Below are 14,883 nucleotides of genomic sequence, written 5' to 3' on the forward strand. Positions count from 1 at the left end.
GGCGTGGTTCCAGTCAGTAAATGCTTCTGACCTTCGTCTCCGAATTCGCAAACACCTCGTCCGGCACGAAAAAGTCGCCGGCCAGCGGTCCGGTCGCGCCGGGCGCATAGATCGAAAAGTCGCTGACGCCCTCGGCGCGCAGCACCTCTTCGTCGATGTAGAAATTGCCTGATGTCTCACGCGAGGGCCGCATGAAGATGGCATGCGCGGCGTCGGCCATGATGTCGGGCGAACGGCTCATCGCCGCGACCGTCGCACCGCCGAGCAGGTTGCGCACCGCCGCCGTGTCGATGGTCGAGATCGGCCACAGCGAATTGACCGCGATGCCGTCCTTGGCGAACTCCGCACTCATCCCCAGCGTGCACATCGACATGCCGAACTTGGCCATGGTGTAGGCGACGTGGTTCTTGAACCACTTGGCCTTCATGTCGAGCGGCGGCGCCAGATTCAGGATGTGAGGATTATCGGCTAACTTTAGGTGTGGAATGCACATTTTGGAGACCAGGAAGGTGCCGCGCGTGTTGATCTGGTGCATCAGGTCGTAGCGCTTCATGTCGGTCTCCAGCGTGCCGGTGAGCTGGATGGCGCTGGCATTGTTGACGCAGATATCGATGCCGCCGAATTTCTCGACCGTCTTTGCAACAGCCTCGGCCACCTGCGCCTCCTCGCGGATGTCGCAAAGCACAGGCAGCGCCTTGCCGCCGGCCTGCTCGATCTCCTGCGCCGCACTGTAGATCGTGCCCGGCAGCTTGGGATGCGGTTCGGCGGTCTTGGCGGCGATCGTCACATTGGCGCCGTCGCGCGCCGCCCGCAGCGCGATCGCCAGCCCGATGCCGCGCGACCCGCCGGAGATGAACAGCGTCTTTCCCTTGAGCGACATTCCTTGCGCCTCCCTTGCAAAATGGCAGGCGCGAACCTTTGCGCGGCGGGCGACCACAGCGCAAGGCCCGAGATGCCCGGATGTGGGTTACGCAGCGGAGGCTAAACCAGCACCAGCCCCTGCCGCATCGCAATGGCGATGGCGTCGGTGCGGTTGGCCGCCCCCAGCTTGATCAGGATCGCCGCGACATGGAATTTCGCCGTGTGCACGGAAATGTTGAGCCGCCGAGCGATCACCTTGTTGGGCGCGCCTTCGGCGAGCAACGCCAGCACTTCGGCCTCGCGCGGCGACAGCGCTGGACGGGCGGCATGCTCGTCCAGGACCTCATCCTCGAACGGCTCGTCCTGGCCGGCATGGAAATCCTCATGGCGCCCGCTTCTGCCCTCGCCCGTGACGCGATAGCCGGCCGCCGCCAGCCGCACCGCCGCGGCGATCAGCAGATCGTCGGCGCTCGCGGGCATGACCGCGAACACCTCGCCGGCGGGCCGCTCGCCGCCGGTGCGTCCTGACAGCAGCACGCGCGGTATGGAGGCCGGCGCGGCATCTCCGCTCCTGTCATCGATGATGGCGACATCGGCCCTGCCGCCGCCGGCCACCACTGGCAGCAGGTCGTCGCTGGCGGCAAGCGTGGCGGCCAGGCGCTCGGCGCGCGCGGCATCGCCGAGCGCAACCAGCACCACCAGCCGCCGCGAGGCGGCGCTGTTGCTCACGATCCGGTCGCCGGCGAGCGTTTCCATCGATCCTCTCAGCTCAGCGGCTTTTCGCCGATGGTCAATGTCACATCGCGCTGTTCACCGCCACGCACAACGCCAAGCGTCACGGAAGCACCGGCGCTGTCAGGGCCGAGCCGACGGATCAGGTCGCGCGGGCCATGCACGGCCTCGCCGTTCCATGCCACGATGATGTCGCCCAGCGACAGGCCGGCGGCCTTGGCCGGACCGGCGTCGTCGAGGCTCATCACCATCGCACCATGGGCGTCGCGGTCGCGCACCGGATGTAGGCCGGCGCCGAGATAGCCGCGCGCGACATGGCCCTTTTCGCGCAATGTCGCCACTGCCCGCTCGATCGTCTCATAGGGCATGACCAGCGCACGGCCGCGCGGCCCGAATAACAGCATGCCGATCAGCGCGCCCTTGGCGTCCAGCACCGGGCCGCCCTCGAAGCGGCCGCCGGCGCCGACAGCCAGATGGATGCGGCGGTCGATCGTGCCGCCGCGCATCGAGCGCCAGGCCGGACCGACTTCGCCGACCGAGCCCGACACCGCCAGCGCCGAACCCTGGCTGTTGCCGATGGCGATGGCGATATTGCCAGGTCGAACGGCATCGGCCCTGGCAAGGACAGGCGCGCCAGCCGCATCCGCGGGCTTCAACAAGGCAACGCCCGTCGACGGATCGCGGCCGACCAGTTCGGCCTTCACCGTCACGCCCGAAGCCAGCGTCAGCTCGATCTCCTCGCCGGCCTCGACAGCCTCCTCGGCGGTGACGAAATAACCGTCGCTCCAGTGGAAGGCGCTTGCCGTGCGATGGTGATGGGTGGCGAAGCTCGCCATTGCCGGCGCAGCCTTCCCGGCAAGGTCGGCAACGGCTTGCGAAAACGCATTCAGATTGAAATCACTCATGGATGTCTCCTGGGGTTCGTCATGTCCCAGATATCGCCCGACGGCGCCCCTGGAGGTACTCGCCTGACGGCTAGTTGGCGGTTTGACTGGCCATCTGGTCAGGTCGCGGCCGTTCCAGCCGCTCCGCACATATAGTGCGTGCCGCCCAAAAGTGCTCAGCGGTTTCGGGATAACGGCACGAACAGGAAAATCACGATCAAGCCTGAAAACACGGAGCCCATCCATGGCCCTCGCCGCCGCCAAATTCCAATCTGACGAGACGTTGCTCGACGCCTATTCGATGACGGTCGCCGACGCGGTCGACCGCATCGGTCCGGCCGTCTGCCGCATCGAGCGCATTGGCGGCCAGGGTGGACATGGCTCGGGCTTCGTCATCGCGCCGGACGGGCTGGTCGTCACCAATTTCCATGTCGTCGGAGACGCCAGGACGGTGCGCGTGTCGATGCCGGACGGCGCCTCAAGCGAGGGCCGCGTGCTCGGCCGCGATCCCGACACCGATATCGCGCTGGTGCGCGCCGATGGCAGCTTCACTGACGTCGCGCCGCTCGGCGATTCCAAGCGGCTGCGGCGCGGCCAGATCGCCATCGCCATCGGCAATCCGCTCGGCTTCGAATGGACTGTCACCTCGGGTGTCGTCTCGGCGCTCGGCCGCTCGATGCGCGCTTCTACGGGCCGGCTGATCGACGACGTCATCCAGACCGATGCCGCGCTCAATCCCGGCAATTCCGGCGGGCCGCTGGTGTCGTCGGCCGGCGAGGTCATCGGCGTCAACACCGCCATGATCCACGGCGCGCAAGGCATTGCCTTCGCGGTCGCCTCCAACACCGCCAATTTCGTCATTTCGGAGATCATCCGCTTCGGCCGCGTGCGGCGCGCCTTCATCGGCGTCTCGGCCGATACAACCAATCTGCCGCGCCGCGCGGCGCTGTTGTCGCAAGTGTCGACCAGCACCGCCGTGCGGCTGCGCAGCGTCGAAAAGAACGGCCCGGCGGCCAAGGCCGGCCTCAAGGAAGGTGACATCATCGCGGCTATCGACGGGCGCCCGGTCACCGGCGTCGACGACCTCGTGCGCATGCTCGACGCCGAGCGCATCGGCCGCGAAACGCTGTGCACGGTGGTACGCCGCACCGGCGTCAGCCAGGTGGCGGTGACGCCGGCGGCAAGGGCGGGCTGAGGGTCAAACCCCCGCTGCGCCCTCGGCATATTGCGCCAGAAATTCCTCGCTGGGCGGGATCGGCTTGATGACATCGATCAGCACGCCGTTGGGGTCCCGGGTGATGAAATGGCGTTGGCCGAAGGGCTCGTCACGCAGCGTTCGCAGGATCGGCAGGCCAGCGGCGAGGATCCGCTCATAGACCGGATCGGGGTCGCGGACCTCGAAATTGATCAACAGGCCCGAACTGCGCCCCCGCCCCTCCTCCGGGATCGTCTCGTGGTCGCCCTGGACGATGCCGAGATTGACGCGTTTATTATCCACCGATTGCAGGTGCACATACCAGTCGCTTTCGAACAACGGCCGGAAGCCGAAATGCTCGACATAGAAGGCCGCCGTCCCGGCGACGTCGCCGGTCATCAGCACGGGGTAATAGCTCGTGGTCTTCATCTTTCCTTCTCCCTGGACATAACATACAGTCTGCATGTAAATCGAATTAACATACAGGCTGCATGTATGCAACAGGAATCCGCGCGCCGTTCCAACCGCGACCGCACTGAGGCGACTCGCGCCGAATTGATCGCGGCGGCGCGAAAGCTGTTCACGGAAAAATCCTATGCCGAGACCGGCACGCCGGAGATCGTCACCGCTGCCGGCGTGACGCGCGGCGCGCTCTACCATCACTTCGCCGACAAGCAGGCGCTGTTCGCCGCCGTGGTCGAGCAGGAGGCGCAGGCGGTGGCGCAAGAGATCGAGCGCGCTTCGCCACCCTCGCTCGAGGCCCGCGATGCGCTGATCGCCGGCTCCGACGCCTATCTTGCCGCCATGCGCGCGCCCGGCCGCACGCGGCTGCTGCTGCTTGATGGCCCGGCCGTGCTTGGCCGTGCCGCCATGGATGCGATCGACAGCCGCCATGGCAACCGCTCGCTGCGCGAGGGCCTGGTCGCGGCGATGCGGGCCAACACGATGACGAGATTGCCGGTGGATGCGCTGACCGCGCTGCTTGCCTCCGCCTTCGACCGCGCCGCACTTGCCATCGAGGCCGGCGCCGCGGCGCAGGATTACCGCGCCGTGCTTTTGGCGCTGATTGATGGATTGTCTCCGGCTCGTCCCAGCGCATGACCCCGAACCAAAGGTTCGCATCAGCAAAAATCGGAATCGACGTTCGCTGGAGATCATGCGCAAAATCAAGGTTCTACAGCGTCCTTTGCGCGTCCCCAGGGACGCGCGGCGCTGTAGGCACCTCGCCCGGCTTGAACTCGTTGAAGCAGCCGAGTTCGCTTTTGAACCGTTCGATCAGCCAGGCGGCTGCCGGTTTCGGGCTGCGATCGTTGCGATGCATGGCAAACAGTGGCGAACTAATTTCCTCGTAGGGTTCGAGATCAAGTTCCACCAAACGGCCGGTGGCCAGATCGTCGGCGATCAGCCAGCGCGGCAGCCCACCCCAGCCCAGCCCCTCGCGCATCAGCGTATGCTTGGTGCGCATGTCCGAAAGCCGCCAGGTGCGGTAGGCAAACACGCCATAGTCGCGCCCCTTTGTGCGTTCGGACTGATCGGTGACGACAAGTTGCGTGTGCTCGCGCACATCCTCGATCTTCACCGGCTTCGGCAGCAGCGCCAAGGGATGGCCGGGTGCCGCCGCCGGCACCATCGACATGAAGCCGATGCGCACGAGATGGACGTCGACCTCGCCCAGCAGACCGCCAATGCCGAGATCGGCCTGTCCATTGACGACGTGGTCCGGGATCAATCCAAGCGAGCCTATATGCAGGCGCAGCATCACGGTCGGAAACTGCGCCTCGAACGCCTTCAGCACCCGCACCAGCACGGGCGACGGCAACGTCGCGTCGACCGACAGCGCCACTTCGGCCTCCAGTCCATGATGATGGCCGTCGACGCGCGACCGCATACGCTGCAGCACCCCGATCATGCGCCTTGCATCCTCAAGCATCGACCGGCCGATCTCGGTCAGTTGCGGCTCGCGCGTGCCCTCGCGTTCGAACAGCTTCAGCCCCAGCTGCGCCTCGAGATTGGCGATGCCATAACTTATGACGGATTGCGCCCGGTTGAGCCTGCGGCCGGCGGCCGAGAAACTCCCGCTGTCGGCGACGGCAACGAATATCTGAAGCTGGTCGAGTGTCGGATTGGGCTGCATCGCTGTATCTATTTTGTGGATGGATCGTATATAAAATATACCAGTTTATCTGATGGATGGATATCCCATATCTAGCGAGACAATTCATTCCACTGGAGAAACCCGCTATGTCCATTCTTCTCGTTACCTCGAGCCCGCGCGGCGCTGCCTCGCACTCGACCCGCATCGCCACCGAATTCGCCGAAAAGCTCCTCGCCGCCGATCCGTCGAACACGCTTGTCGTGCGTGACCTCGTCGCCAACCCGCTGCCGCATATCGATGCCGACTACGCGACCGGCATCTACACGCCGGTTGAAGCGCGCACCCCGCGCCAGGCGGAAGTCGTCGGCGTCTCCGACGTCGTGCTCGACGAACTGTTCGCCGCCGACACGGTGATCCTCGCCACCGGCTTCATCAACTTCAACATCTCCTCGACGCTGAAGTCCTGGGTCGACCACATCGCCCGCTCCGGCCGGAGCTTTGCCTATGGCGAGAACGGCCCCAAGGGCCTCGTCACCGGCAAGAAGGTCTATATCGTGCTGGCTTCGGGCGGCATCTATTCGGAAGGTGCGGCCGTTCAGTTCGATCACGCCATTCCCTATCTGCGCGGCGTGCTCGGCTTCCTCGGCATGACCGATGTCGACGTCATCCGCATCGAAGGCGTCGGCATGGGTCCTGACGCGGTCACCGCGGCGCTCGCCAAGGCGACCGCCAAGGTCGACGCCGTGGTCGCCAGCCAGCAGGCCGCAGTTGCCGCGTAAGGCTCTCGATCATCTGAACTCGAAAGGCAGGCGTTCGCGCCTGCCTTTTTCATTTTAGCCGATGAAATGCCTGAGCAGCCCCGCCGAAGCGATGCCGATCAGCACGGTCGGCAGCATGGGAAGCCGCGTCGCCGCGATGAAGGTGATGGCCAGCGCCAGAAGGTCGGCGGGATTGCGCGACACGAAGGCCGGCGCGATGACCGAGATCAGCACGCAACCGGGTGCTGCCTCCATCACCGCGGTCGCACGCGCGCTGAGCACGCGGTTGCGCAGCACGACATAGCCGCCGATCCGCGTGAGATAGGTGACGCCGGCCATCAGCACGATGGTGAGAAGGGTCGCCGTGTCGATCATGCGTCACCTGCCATCAGCCAGGCGGCAAGCAGCCCCGACACCGCGCCCGCCGCGACATACCAGGCACCAGGAATGAAGAGATAGACAAGGGCAGCAATGACCAGGCTGACCAGCCAGGGCCGCGCCGCCGAAACACTTTTCCACATGCCGCGCATCAGCACCAGGAAGACGGCTGGAAACGCCATGTCGAAACCATAGGTCTCGACATGACCGAGCATCGGGCCGAGCAAGGCGCCAAGCGTGGTGAAGGAAAACCATGTCAGGTACATCGCCAGTGCCGCGCCCATATAGTAGCGCGGGCTGAAGGCCGGCGTGATGCCCGCCGCGGCGCGCTGTTTGGCATCGGCCAGGGCCAGCGCCCAGCTTTCGTCGCACAGGACGAAAAGTGCTGGAAACACCTTGCGTCGCGGCAGATCGCGCAGGAACGGCGCAAGTGCTGCTCCCATCAGCAGATGGCGGCTGTTGACCAGGAAGGTGATGGCGACGATGAGCAGGATATGCGGCGGCGACGTCCACAACTGGATCGCAGCGAATTCCGAGCCGCCGGCGAAGTTCAGCCCCGTCATCATGGACAGTTCGAGCGTGCTCAACCCTTTCTGGGTTGCCTGCGCGCCAAGCACCAGCGCATAGGGGATGGTGCCCAACAGCACCGGCGCGCAGGACGCCACGCCCCGGCGGAACTCGGATGCCGAACCATCGCCCGCCGCTTCGACTGCCTGTGAAATGCTCATGCTCTGCCGCCGGCCGGCCTCGCGGCCGCCGCTTCCCTGGGTTTTGAACTCTCATGATACCGGCGGCAAACATACCCACACTTCTCCGCAATTTGGTTGCGAAGATTGTTGCAATTCCTCCATTTTTGGCACTGAATGTCACATATTATTAAAGATATAGAATCCAGAGCCATGAAACTCGACGACATCGACAGGCGCATCCTGCGGGCGCTGCAACGCCACGGCCGCATGGCCAACAACGATTTGGCCAACGAGGTTGGCCTGTCGCCCTCGCCTTGCCTGCGTCGTGTCAAGCTGCTGGAGGAGGCAGGCGTCATCGACCGCTATGTCGCCGTGCTCAACCCGGCCAGCATCGACAAGGGCCTCACCTTCTTCACCCGCATCTGGCTGAAGACGCAGGACGAGGACACGATCCAGCACTTCGCCACCGAAGTGGCCAAGCTGCCGCAGGTCATGGAATGCTACCTGATGCTCGGCGACTGCGATGCCCTGGTGCGCGTGGTGGCGGCCGACGTCAACGACTATCGCCGCTTCCAGTCGGAGCATCTGAGCCGCATCAAGGGCGTCCAGAACGTCAAGACCGACGTGCCGAGCTGGACGATCAAGTACACGTCGGAACTGCCGATCTGACTGGTGCCACAGAGCGGCCCGCATGCCTGGAGCAGCGTTTCGGACTGGATAAAAAATGCAACCAGATTGTAGGATCGGTTTCGGTGCCATCGTCCTTCGGACGCAAGCAGCGCGCAGCGCTGCCCTCTGGCATGGGAGATTTGCATGGAACTTTCCTATCGTTGGGTCATCGTCGCGGCAGGCGCGCTGATGTCCTGTGTCGCCATCGGCACGATGTTTTCGCTGGCGATCTTTCTCGAACCGATGGCGATCGACACGCAGTGGTCGCGCGCCGGCATTTCGAGCGCCATGACGCTCAACTTCCTGGTCATGGGCCTAGGCGGTTTCGCCTGGGGCGCGCTGTCCGACCGCTTCGGCGCCCGCATCGTCGTGGCGATCGGTGCCGTGCTGCTCGGCCTGGCACTTGTGGTGGCGAGCCGCGCCGGCTCGCTGCTGACCTTCCAGATCAGCTATGGCGTCCTCGTCGGGCTTGCCGCCAGCGCCTTCTTCGCACCGATGATCGCGCTGACCACGGCCTGGTTCGACACCAACCGCGGCCTTGCGGTTTCGCTGGTCTCGGCCGGCATGGGCGTTGCCCCGATGACGATCTCGCCTTTCGCCCGCTGGCTGATCTCGGCCTATGAATGGCGCACCGCCATGTTCGACATCGGCATCATGGCCTGGGTGCTGCTGCTGCCGGCGGTGCTTCTGGTGCGTCAGCCGCCAAAGCCCGCCGTGGCGGGCGGGGCTTCCGCGCCGGTCGCCGATGGCACCGGCATGAGCGTGGCCCAGGCACTGCGCTCGCCGCAATTCATCGTGCTCGGGCTGACCTTTTTTGCCTGTTGTGCCGCCCATTCCGGGCCGATCTTCCACATGGTCAGCTACGCCATGCTGTGCGGCGTCGCCCCCATGGCGGCCGTCACAATCTATAGTGTCGAGGGCCTCGCTGGCTTGGGCGGCCGGCTTCTCTACGGCGTGCTGGCCGATAGGCTCGGCGTCAAGCCGGTGCTGATCGCGGGTCTGGTAATCCAGGCGATCGTCATTGCCGCCTATCTCTCGGTCAGCCAGCTCGACCAGTTCTATGTGCTGGCCGTCATCTTCGGCGCCACCTATGGCGGCGTCATGCCGCTCTATGCCGTGCTGGCGCGCGAATATTTCGGCCAGCGCATCCTCGGCACCGTGTTCGGCGCCGCCACCATGCTGTCCAGCCTCGGCATGGCGCTCGGCCCGCTCGCCGGCGGCATGGTGTTCGACGCCTATGCCAGCTACCATTGGCTGTTCATCGGCTCGGCCCTTATCGGCCTGGGCGCCGCGGGCATAGCGATCGCCTTCCCACCCCTGCCGCGCAGGCAGTTGCAGTTGGCCTGAAGCGGATGGACGGGCGCTGGTGACAATTCATCGGCGCCCACTTTTGTCGAAGCTCAATGCCCGAACCAGCGGGCCTTGCGGCTGGAGCCGAAATTCACCTTGTCGACCCGCAAAGCCTCAGACGGTTCATAGAAAGCACCGGTGGGTTTTGGGCCGGAGAAGAAATCCACATCCACCCTGGCGATCCGGTTGGCACCAAACTCGATGTAGCAGGATCCTGCCCCCGGGTTCTTGGCCGTCGGTTCCTCATGGCGGAGCCTGGCGATCAGGTTCGCAGCAACGGTGCGTGCGGCGCCCTCGGCAAAGACGCCCGCCTTCGGCGCACCCGTATTGGCCAGATCCCCCAGCGCGTAGACGCCGGGAAAGCGGGTTTCGAGTGTGCGCGGATCGATTGTGACCCAGCCACCCTCCGTGATGCCGGCCTCGACGACGACATCGGGCGCGCGGTTCCGGGGCACGCCCAGGAACAGATCGCAGGGCAGTTCGCCGCCATTGTCGAGCGTCACAACCTTGCGGCCCTCGTCCACGGAAACCACCCGGGTGCTGGGGATGAAGGTGATGGCGCGCTCGGCGAAGGCGGCCAGAAGCGCCTTCGACGTTTCGGGAGAAGGCGGCACCGGGCTCGACATTGAGTTCACATAGGTGATCTGGCAGTCGCCCCGGACGCCCCTCTCGGTCAGGTAGTCATGCAGCATCAAGGCGCATTCGCTGGGCGCGGGCGGGCATTTGTAAGGCGCGCCGCAGACTCCGATCACGGCATGACCGTGGGTGAAACCGGGCAGCACCTTGGCCATATGGGCGGCGCCCGGAACCGAGTAGAATTCGTTGCGGCCGAGCGTGATGCCTGGTGTGGCCGAGACATCATAGTCAGCGCCGAGAGCGATCACCAATATGTCCGCCTCATGCACACCTTTATCCGTCGTCACGCGCCGCCGTTCCGGGTCGATGGCGGTGACGGTCTCGCGCTTCATCGTGACGCCAGCCTTGGCATAGACGGCGTAGGGCAGCCGCACAGCCGCTTCGGTTGCGCGGCCGAACATCAGGTCAAGCTTGGCAAAGCCGAACACGAAGGAATCCGACTTGTCGATCAGGGTGACAGCAATGCTGTCACCCAAAGCTTCGGACAAGGACGTGCTGAGCTCGAGCCCGCCGAAACCGGCGCCGAGGATAAGGATACGGGTTTTCATACTGTCACCTCCTGTTGCCTGATGTCTTTGGCAACGCTCAGGCGTTGCTGTGAGGCTGCGGCACGATGCGGATATAAGGCTTGGGCTGCTTCCAGCCCTCGGGATAGAGCACCTTGGCTTCGTCGTTCGATACCGAACCTGCGATGATCACGTCGTCGCCCTGCCGCCAGTTCACCGGCGTGGCGACGCGATGCTTGGCGGTCAGTTGCATGGAGTCCACCACACGCAGGATCTCGTCGAAGTTCCGGCCGGTGGTCATCGGATAGGCGATCATCAGCTTGATCTTCTTGTCGGGCCCGATGACGTAGACATGGCGCACCGTCTGGTTGTCGGCCGCCGTACGCCCCTCGGCGCTGTCGCCGGCCGTGGCGGGCAGCATATCGTAGAGCTTGGCAATGGCCAGCATGGGGTCGCCGATCATCGGGAAATTCGGCGCGTGTCCCTGGGTCTCGGCAATGTCATCAGCCCATCCGGCATGACGCTCGACCGGATCGACGGAAAGCCCGATGATCTTGACGTTACGCTTGTCGAACTCGGGCTTCAGCTTGGCCATGTAACCGAGTTCAGTGGTGCAGACGGGGGTAAAATCCTTGGGATGAGAAAACAGGATGCCCCATGAATTGCCCAGCCAGTCGTGGAAGCTGATTGGGCCGTGGGTGGTTTCGGCGGTGAAGTCGGGCGCGATGTCGGCGATACGAAGAGACATTTGATCCTCCTGTGAGAGACGGCTGGAATTGACTACGGGTGCAGACTAGGCAACCTATGTTCCGCCAGCGTTCCCCGCCGCGCAGGTGTTTGTGACGGCCGGATTTCGGGCACGCGCGGGCCTCGCATCCTGAAAGGGCCTTTCGATTGCGTGTCCGAATTCAATTGCTTGGCGGCTTCAGCGTCAGTCTGGACGATCAGGTCGTAGCGGCCGCGGCGTGGCGCCGGCATCGAGGCGCCGCGCTGGTGAAGCTGCTGGCCGTCGCCCGCTCCCACCGTATCCACCGCGAACAGGTCATGGAGGCCTTTTGGCCCGATCTCGATCCGGAGGCCGCGGGCGCCAATCTGCGCAAGGCCATCCACTTTGCCCGCCGCGCGCTGGGCGCCCATGGCCTCATCGAGCAGGCGGCCGATATCATTGCCCTCGCCCCGGCCGCCGACCTCGAGATCGACGTCGAGACCTTCGAGGCCGCCGCCAGGCTTGCCTTGCGCGGCGAAGATCCCGCCGCCTGTGAAGCGGCCGCCGATCTCTACACGGGAGACCTGCTGCCGGACGACCCCTATGTCGACTGGTTCGAAACGCCCCGCCAGTCCCTGCGGCAGCGCTATGCCGAGGTGCTGCGGGCCGGCAAGCTCTGGCAGCGCCTGATCGCGCTGGACCCGGCCGACGAGCAGGCACAATGCGCCCTGATGCAATCGGCGCTCGACGCCGGCAACCGCGCCGAGGCGATCCGGCTGTTCAACCAGCTGAGCGAAAGCCTGCGGATCGACCTCGGCGTCGGCCCGGGCGCCGAAACCGTGAAGCTCTATGAAAAGGCGCTGGCCGTGCCCTCTATCGACCCCGTCGGTTTGAGCGACCGCATCCGCGCCTCGCTGGCCTGGGGCCTGCTGCACCTGCAAAGCGGCGACTTCGCCAAGGCCGGCCAGGTTGGCCGGGAAACCCGCGAACTGGCCATGGGCGCGGGGTTGGCCCGCGAGGTTGGCGAGGCCAGCGCCCTGATCGGCCTGGTGGCGCACATGCAGGGCCAGTGGCGCGAACTGTTCAGGGCGGAGTTCATCGAATGGGTCCGCTCCAAGCCAGCCTTCGTCTCCAACGTTTTTGACGGGCATCTGTGCCTGGCCGAATTCTGCCTCTGCAGTGCCAAGGGCCACCACGACATAGCCGCCTCTGCACGAGAGCTCCTGTCGGTGGCCGAAGGCGCCGGCTCGGTCGCCGGGCGCGGCCTGGCCTCGCTCGTGCTGGGCGAGGCAGCGCTCTTCTCGGGCCAGCTGGCCGAGGCCGAACGCATGTTGACCGACGCCGAAAGACTCTACGCGCAGGTGGGAACCGTGGCCGGCCGCGTAATGGCGCTCCAGCGCCTGACGGAACTCGCGCTTGCCCGCCACCAGAAATGGCAGGCGGGACGGTTGATCCACCGCGCCACCACCCTTGCCCGTTCTTCTTGGCTGGCGCCGCACCTGCTGATCAGCCTGAAAGGGCTTGAGGTGCGCGCCGCCGCCACCTCCGAGAGGATCGCCGAGACCATTCGCGAAGGTGACCGCATGCTGTCATCGGGCTGCAATTGCCAGCCTTGCTCGATGACCTTCCGTACGGCGGCTGCCGTTGCCCTGGCCGAGGCGGGCGAGATCGAACAGGTCAATCGCCGGCTCGACGAGGCTGAGCGGGTCGCCGGCATGTGGAACGGCGGCCCCTGGGTGGCGGCCGTGTGGGAAGCACGCGGCGTGCAGCGCCGGGCCGAGCGTAACAAAACCCGGGCCGTCGCGGCGTTCGAGGAAGCAGCCACACGCTTCGCTGCGCTTGGCAGGCCGATCGACGAGGTGCGCTGTCGGGAACGGATGGCAGATCTAGGCTAGCACCGCCAGCAGCACGATGCAGGCTTAAAAAGCACATAATCTCAATTTCTTATCTTGAATTGTTCATTCGCGAAAAATGGCTGTGCAGCACGGTGCGAAACTTTTGCATCGTCTTTTCGGTCGTCTGCGCATCGGCGGCCGCGAAGCCCATGACAAGGCCGTTCTGCTGCGTGCCGTGGCGGTACTGGATCGACAGGGCCGACACGTTGATGCCTTGCTGGAGCGCCGCCTCGGCAACCGCCCTGTCGCCGCATGTGTCGCGGAAAATGCCGACGACCTGGATGCCGGATTCGGTCGCGTGGAAATCCAGCCATTCTCCGAGGTGCCGTTGCGCGCTTTCCAGGAAGAACTGCCGTCTCTCCGCATAGAGCCGCCGCATCCGCCTGAGATGGCGGGTGAAGTGCCCCTCATTCATGAAGTCCGCCAGCGCGGCCTGGGTCAGCAAGGGGGCGAACTGGCCGCTCACGCTCAGCGCCGAGACGATCGTATGGTCGATCGCCTTGGGTGCCACCATGAAGCCCAGACGCATGGCCGGGAAAAGGATCTTGGCGAAAGTGCCGACATAGACCACGCGGTTCGACGCGCCGATGCCCTGCAGTGCCGGAATGGGCTGGCCCTGAAAACGATATTCGCCGTCGTAATCATCCTCGATGATCCACGAGCGCCAGGTCTCGGCCATGTGCAGCAGGTTGAGCCGCTGCTCCATCGGCATGGTTATGCCGAGCGGGTGATGGCAGGAGGGCGTCACGAAGATCATGCGGGGCACGACATCAGGCGGATCGAGATCCCAGCCGGCATTGCTGACACGCAGCGGCGCCAGTTTCGCCCCGGCTGAGACGAAGGCCGAGCCGGCGCCGTAGTAGCCAGGCTCCTCCATCCACACCGTGTCGCCATCATCGATCAGCAGCCGGGCCAGGAGATCGAAAGCCGACTGTGCGCCATTGGTCACGACGATCTGCTCGGCGGTGCACTTCACGCCGCGCGAGGCGGTGAGATAGCGCGCTATGGCTTCGCAAAGCGGCGGATAGCCCTTGACGTGATAGGTGCCGAAAAGGTCGATATGGGCGAACTTGGCGCGGCGGCTGAGCAGTTTCGACCAGGTGTTGAACGGAAAATTGTCCGGATCCGGCATGCCGGGATGGAAGGCAAGCATACCCGGCCGGCCATGATGATAGGGTTGGGCAAGCATGGTCTGCCCGCGCCGCGATAGCGGATTGGCGTCCTCGACCGACATTTGTTCCGCAACTGCCGAACGCGTCGGTAGGTCCATCACCACTGAGGGTCTGCGCGGACGTATCGACAGATAGCCCTCCAGCGCCAGTTGGTCGCAAGCGGCAATCACCGTGTTACGCCCGACATTCAGATCCCGCGCCATGACCCGTGTCGAGGGCAGTGCGTGGCCGCTCGGCAGCACGCGCCGTTCGATCAGGCCGCGTAACTGGACATAGAGCTGCCGGTGCAGATTGGCGGGGCTGTCGCGATCCAGGGCGATGCCGTCGACGGGAAAGCTGGTCTTCATCTGGTTCCCG

16 protein-coding genes are annotated in these 14,883 nt (G+C 64.9%); 6 read left to right on the forward strand and 10 right to left on the reverse strand.

The genetic code is table 11. The annotated features are described in order from the left end of the window. Positions 1-13: 13 nt before the first annotated feature. The 3 genes from ACVILI_RS27985 to ACVILI_RS27995 form a co-directional block, all read right to left on the reverse strand. Positions 14-880, reverse strand: a complete 867-nt coding sequence (locus ACVILI_RS27985; protein ID WP_038648807.1) for an SDR family oxidoreductase — start codon at positions 878-880, stop codon at positions 14-16. Between the two features lie 101 nt (positions 881-981). Continuing rightward, positions 982-1,617, reverse strand: coding sequence for a helix-turn-helix transcriptional regulator (locus tag ACVILI_RS27990; protein ID WP_038648811.1), 636 nt, complete (start codon positions 1,615-1,617; stop codon positions 982-984). A gap of 8 nt (positions 1,618-1,625) precedes the next feature. Next, the gene (locus tag ACVILI_RS27995; protein WP_240564982.1) at positions 1,626-2,498 is read right to left on the reverse strand and encodes a S1C family serine protease; all 873 of its coding nucleotides are present in this window, start codon (positions 2,496-2,498) and stop codon (positions 1,626-1,628) included. A 223-nt stretch (positions 2,499-2,721) separates the two neighbouring features. Between ACVILI_RS27995 and ACVILI_RS28000 the strand changes: the two genes are divergently transcribed. Continuing rightward, positions 2,722-3,672, forward strand: coding sequence for a S1C family serine protease (locus tag ACVILI_RS28000; RefSeq protein WP_038648814.1), 951 nt, complete (start codon positions 2,722-2,724; stop codon positions 3,670-3,672). Between the two features lie 3 nt (positions 3,673-3,675). On the opposite strand, the gene ACVILI_RS28005 is transcribed toward ACVILI_RS28000, so the two are convergent. After that, positions 3,676-4,101: a VOC family protein gene (locus ACVILI_RS28005; protein WP_019860445.1), complete on the reverse strand. Its 426-nt coding sequence runs from the start codon at positions 4,099-4,101 to the stop codon at positions 3,676-3,678. Positions 4,102-4,167: 66 nt separating this feature from the next. Here ACVILI_RS28005 and ACVILI_RS28010 point away from each other — a divergent pair, with 66 nt between their 5' ends. Continuing rightward, positions 4,168-4,773, forward strand: a complete 606-nt coding sequence (locus ACVILI_RS28010) for a TetR/AcrR family transcriptional regulator (protein WP_038648817.1) — start codon at positions 4,168-4,170, stop codon at positions 4,771-4,773. A gap of 73 nt (positions 4,774-4,846) precedes the next feature. Here the strand turns inward: ACVILI_RS28010 and ACVILI_RS28015 are convergent, their stop codons facing one another. Continuing rightward, a complete protein-coding gene (locus tag ACVILI_RS28015) occupies positions 4,847-5,806 on the reverse strand; it encodes a LysR family transcriptional regulator (RefSeq protein WP_038648821.1) in 960 nt (319 codons plus the stop codon). Between the two features lie 107 nt (positions 5,807-5,913). Here ACVILI_RS28015 and ACVILI_RS28020 point away from each other — a divergent pair, with 107 nt between their 5' ends. Then, complete coding sequence (locus ACVILI_RS28020; RefSeq protein ID WP_019860448.1) at positions 5,914-6,546, forward strand: FMN-dependent NADH-azoreductase; 633 nt, start codon at positions 5,914-5,916, stop codon at positions 6,544-6,546. A 54-nt stretch (positions 6,547-6,600) separates the two neighbouring features. Here ACVILI_RS28020 and ACVILI_RS28025 read toward each other — a convergent pair whose 3' ends face one another. Continuing rightward, entirely contained in the window at positions 6,601-6,900 is a 300-nt protein-coding gene (locus ACVILI_RS28025) for an AzlD family protein (protein ID WP_038648827.1), read from the reverse strand. Then, positions 6,897-7,631: an AzlC family ABC transporter permease gene (locus ACVILI_RS28030; protein ID WP_038648828.1), complete on the reverse strand. Its 735-nt coding sequence runs from the start codon at positions 7,629-7,631 to the stop codon at positions 6,897-6,899. Before ACVILI_RS28030 ends, ACVILI_RS28025 begins: the two co-directional genes overlap by 4 nt. 171 nt (positions 7,632-7,802) lie before the next feature. Here ACVILI_RS28030 and ACVILI_RS28035 point away from each other — a divergent pair, with 171 nt between their 5' ends. Both ACVILI_RS28035 and ACVILI_RS28040 read left to right on the forward strand, forming a co-directional pair. After that, a complete protein-coding gene (locus tag ACVILI_RS28035) occupies positions 7,803-8,261 on the forward strand; it encodes an Lrp/AsnC family transcriptional regulator (protein WP_038648829.1) in 459 nt (152 codons plus the stop codon). 144 nt (positions 8,262-8,405) lie between these two features. After that, a complete protein-coding gene (locus ACVILI_RS28040; RefSeq protein ID WP_038648832.1) occupies positions 8,406-9,608 on the forward strand; it encodes an MFS transporter in 1,203 nt (400 codons plus the stop codon). 53 nt (positions 9,609-9,661) lie between these two features. Here the strand turns inward: ACVILI_RS28040 and ACVILI_RS28045 are convergent, their stop codons facing one another. Together ACVILI_RS28045 and ACVILI_RS28050 are read right to left on the reverse strand one after the other, a co-directional pair. Further along, entirely contained in the window at positions 9,662-10,795 is a 1,134-nt protein-coding gene (locus ACVILI_RS28045; RefSeq protein ID WP_038648834.1) for an NAD(P)/FAD-dependent oxidoreductase, read from the reverse strand. A gap of 37 nt (positions 10,796-10,832) precedes the next feature. Further along, positions 10,833-11,501, reverse strand: a complete 669-nt coding sequence (locus ACVILI_RS28050; protein WP_038648836.1) for a peroxiredoxin — start codon at positions 11,499-11,501, stop codon at positions 10,833-10,835. A gap of 146 nt (positions 11,502-11,647) precedes the next feature. Here ACVILI_RS28050 and ACVILI_RS28055 point away from each other — a divergent pair, with 146 nt between their 5' ends. After that, complete coding sequence (locus ACVILI_RS28055; protein WP_240564799.1) at positions 11,648-13,354, forward strand: AfsR/SARP family transcriptional regulator; 1,707 nt, start codon at positions 11,648-11,650, stop codon at positions 13,352-13,354. Between the two features lie 49 nt (positions 13,355-13,403). Here the strand turns inward: ACVILI_RS28055 and mocR are convergent, their stop codons facing one another. Then, a complete protein-coding gene (gene mocR, locus ACVILI_RS28060; RefSeq protein ID WP_038648840.1) occupies positions 13,404-14,873 on the reverse strand; it encodes a rhizopine catabolism transcriptional regulator MocR in 1,470 nt (489 codons plus the stop codon). Positions 14,874-14,883: the final 10 nt, after the last annotated feature.

The organism is Mesorhizobium sp. USDA 4775 (assembly GCF_054062655.1).

What these genes read in the sequence shown, in the direction of transcription:
- ACVILI_RS27985 (WP_038648807.1), bottom strand. Translation starts at nt 880, where the DNA reads ATGTCGCTCAAGGGAAAGACGCTGTTCATCTCCGGCGGGTCGCGCGGC.
- ACVILI_RS27990 (WP_038648811.1), bottom strand. Translation starts at nt 1,617, where the DNA reads ATGGAAACGCTCGCCGGCGACCGGATCGTGAGCAACAGCGCCGCCTCG.
- ACVILI_RS27995 (WP_240564982.1), bottom strand. Translation starts at nt 2,498, where the DNA reads ATGAGTGATTTCAATCTGAATGCGTTTTCGCAAGCCGTTGCCGACCTT.
- ACVILI_RS28000 (WP_038648814.1), top strand. Translation starts at nt 2,722, where the DNA reads ATGGCCCTCGCCGCCGCCAAATTCCAATCTGACGAGACGTTGCTCGAC.
- ACVILI_RS28005 (WP_019860445.1), bottom strand. Translation starts at nt 4,101, where the DNA reads ATGAAGACCACGAGCTATTACCCCGTGCTGATGACCGGCGACGTCGCC.
- ACVILI_RS28010 (WP_038648817.1), top strand. Translation starts at nt 4,168, where the DNA reads ATGCAACAGGAATCCGCGCGCCGTTCCAACCGCGACCGCACTGAGGCG.
- ACVILI_RS28015 (WP_038648821.1), bottom strand. Translation starts at nt 5,806, where the DNA reads ATGCAGCCCAATCCGACACTCGACCAGCTTCAGATATTCGTTGCCGTC.
- ACVILI_RS28020 (WP_019860448.1), top strand. Translation starts at nt 5,914, where the DNA reads ATGTCCATTCTTCTCGTTACCTCGAGCCCGCGCGGCGCTGCCTCGCAC.
- ACVILI_RS28025 (WP_038648827.1), bottom strand. Translation starts at nt 6,900, where the DNA reads ATGATCGACACGGCGACCCTTCTCACCATCGTGCTGATGGCCGGCGTC.
- ACVILI_RS28030 (WP_038648828.1), bottom strand. Translation starts at nt 7,631, where the DNA reads ATGAGCATTTCACAGGCAGTCGAAGCGGCGGGCGATGGTTCGGCATCC.
- ACVILI_RS28035 (WP_038648829.1), top strand. Translation starts at nt 7,803, where the DNA reads ATGAAACTCGACGACATCGACAGGCGCATCCTGCGGGCGCTGCAACGC.
- ACVILI_RS28040 (WP_038648832.1), top strand. Translation starts at nt 8,406, where the DNA reads ATGGAACTTTCCTATCGTTGGGTCATCGTCGCGGCAGGCGCGCTGATG.
- ACVILI_RS28045 (WP_038648834.1), bottom strand. Translation starts at nt 10,795, where the DNA reads ATGAAAACCCGTATCCTTATCCTCGGCGCCGGTTTCGGCGGGCTCGAG.
- ACVILI_RS28050 (WP_038648836.1), bottom strand. Translation starts at nt 11,501, where the DNA reads ATGTCTCTTCGTATCGCCGACATCGCGCCCGACTTCACCGCCGAAACC.
- mocR (WP_038648840.1), bottom strand. Translation starts at nt 14,873, where the DNA reads ATGAAGACCAGCTTTCCCGTCGACGGCATCGCCCTGGATCGCGACAGC.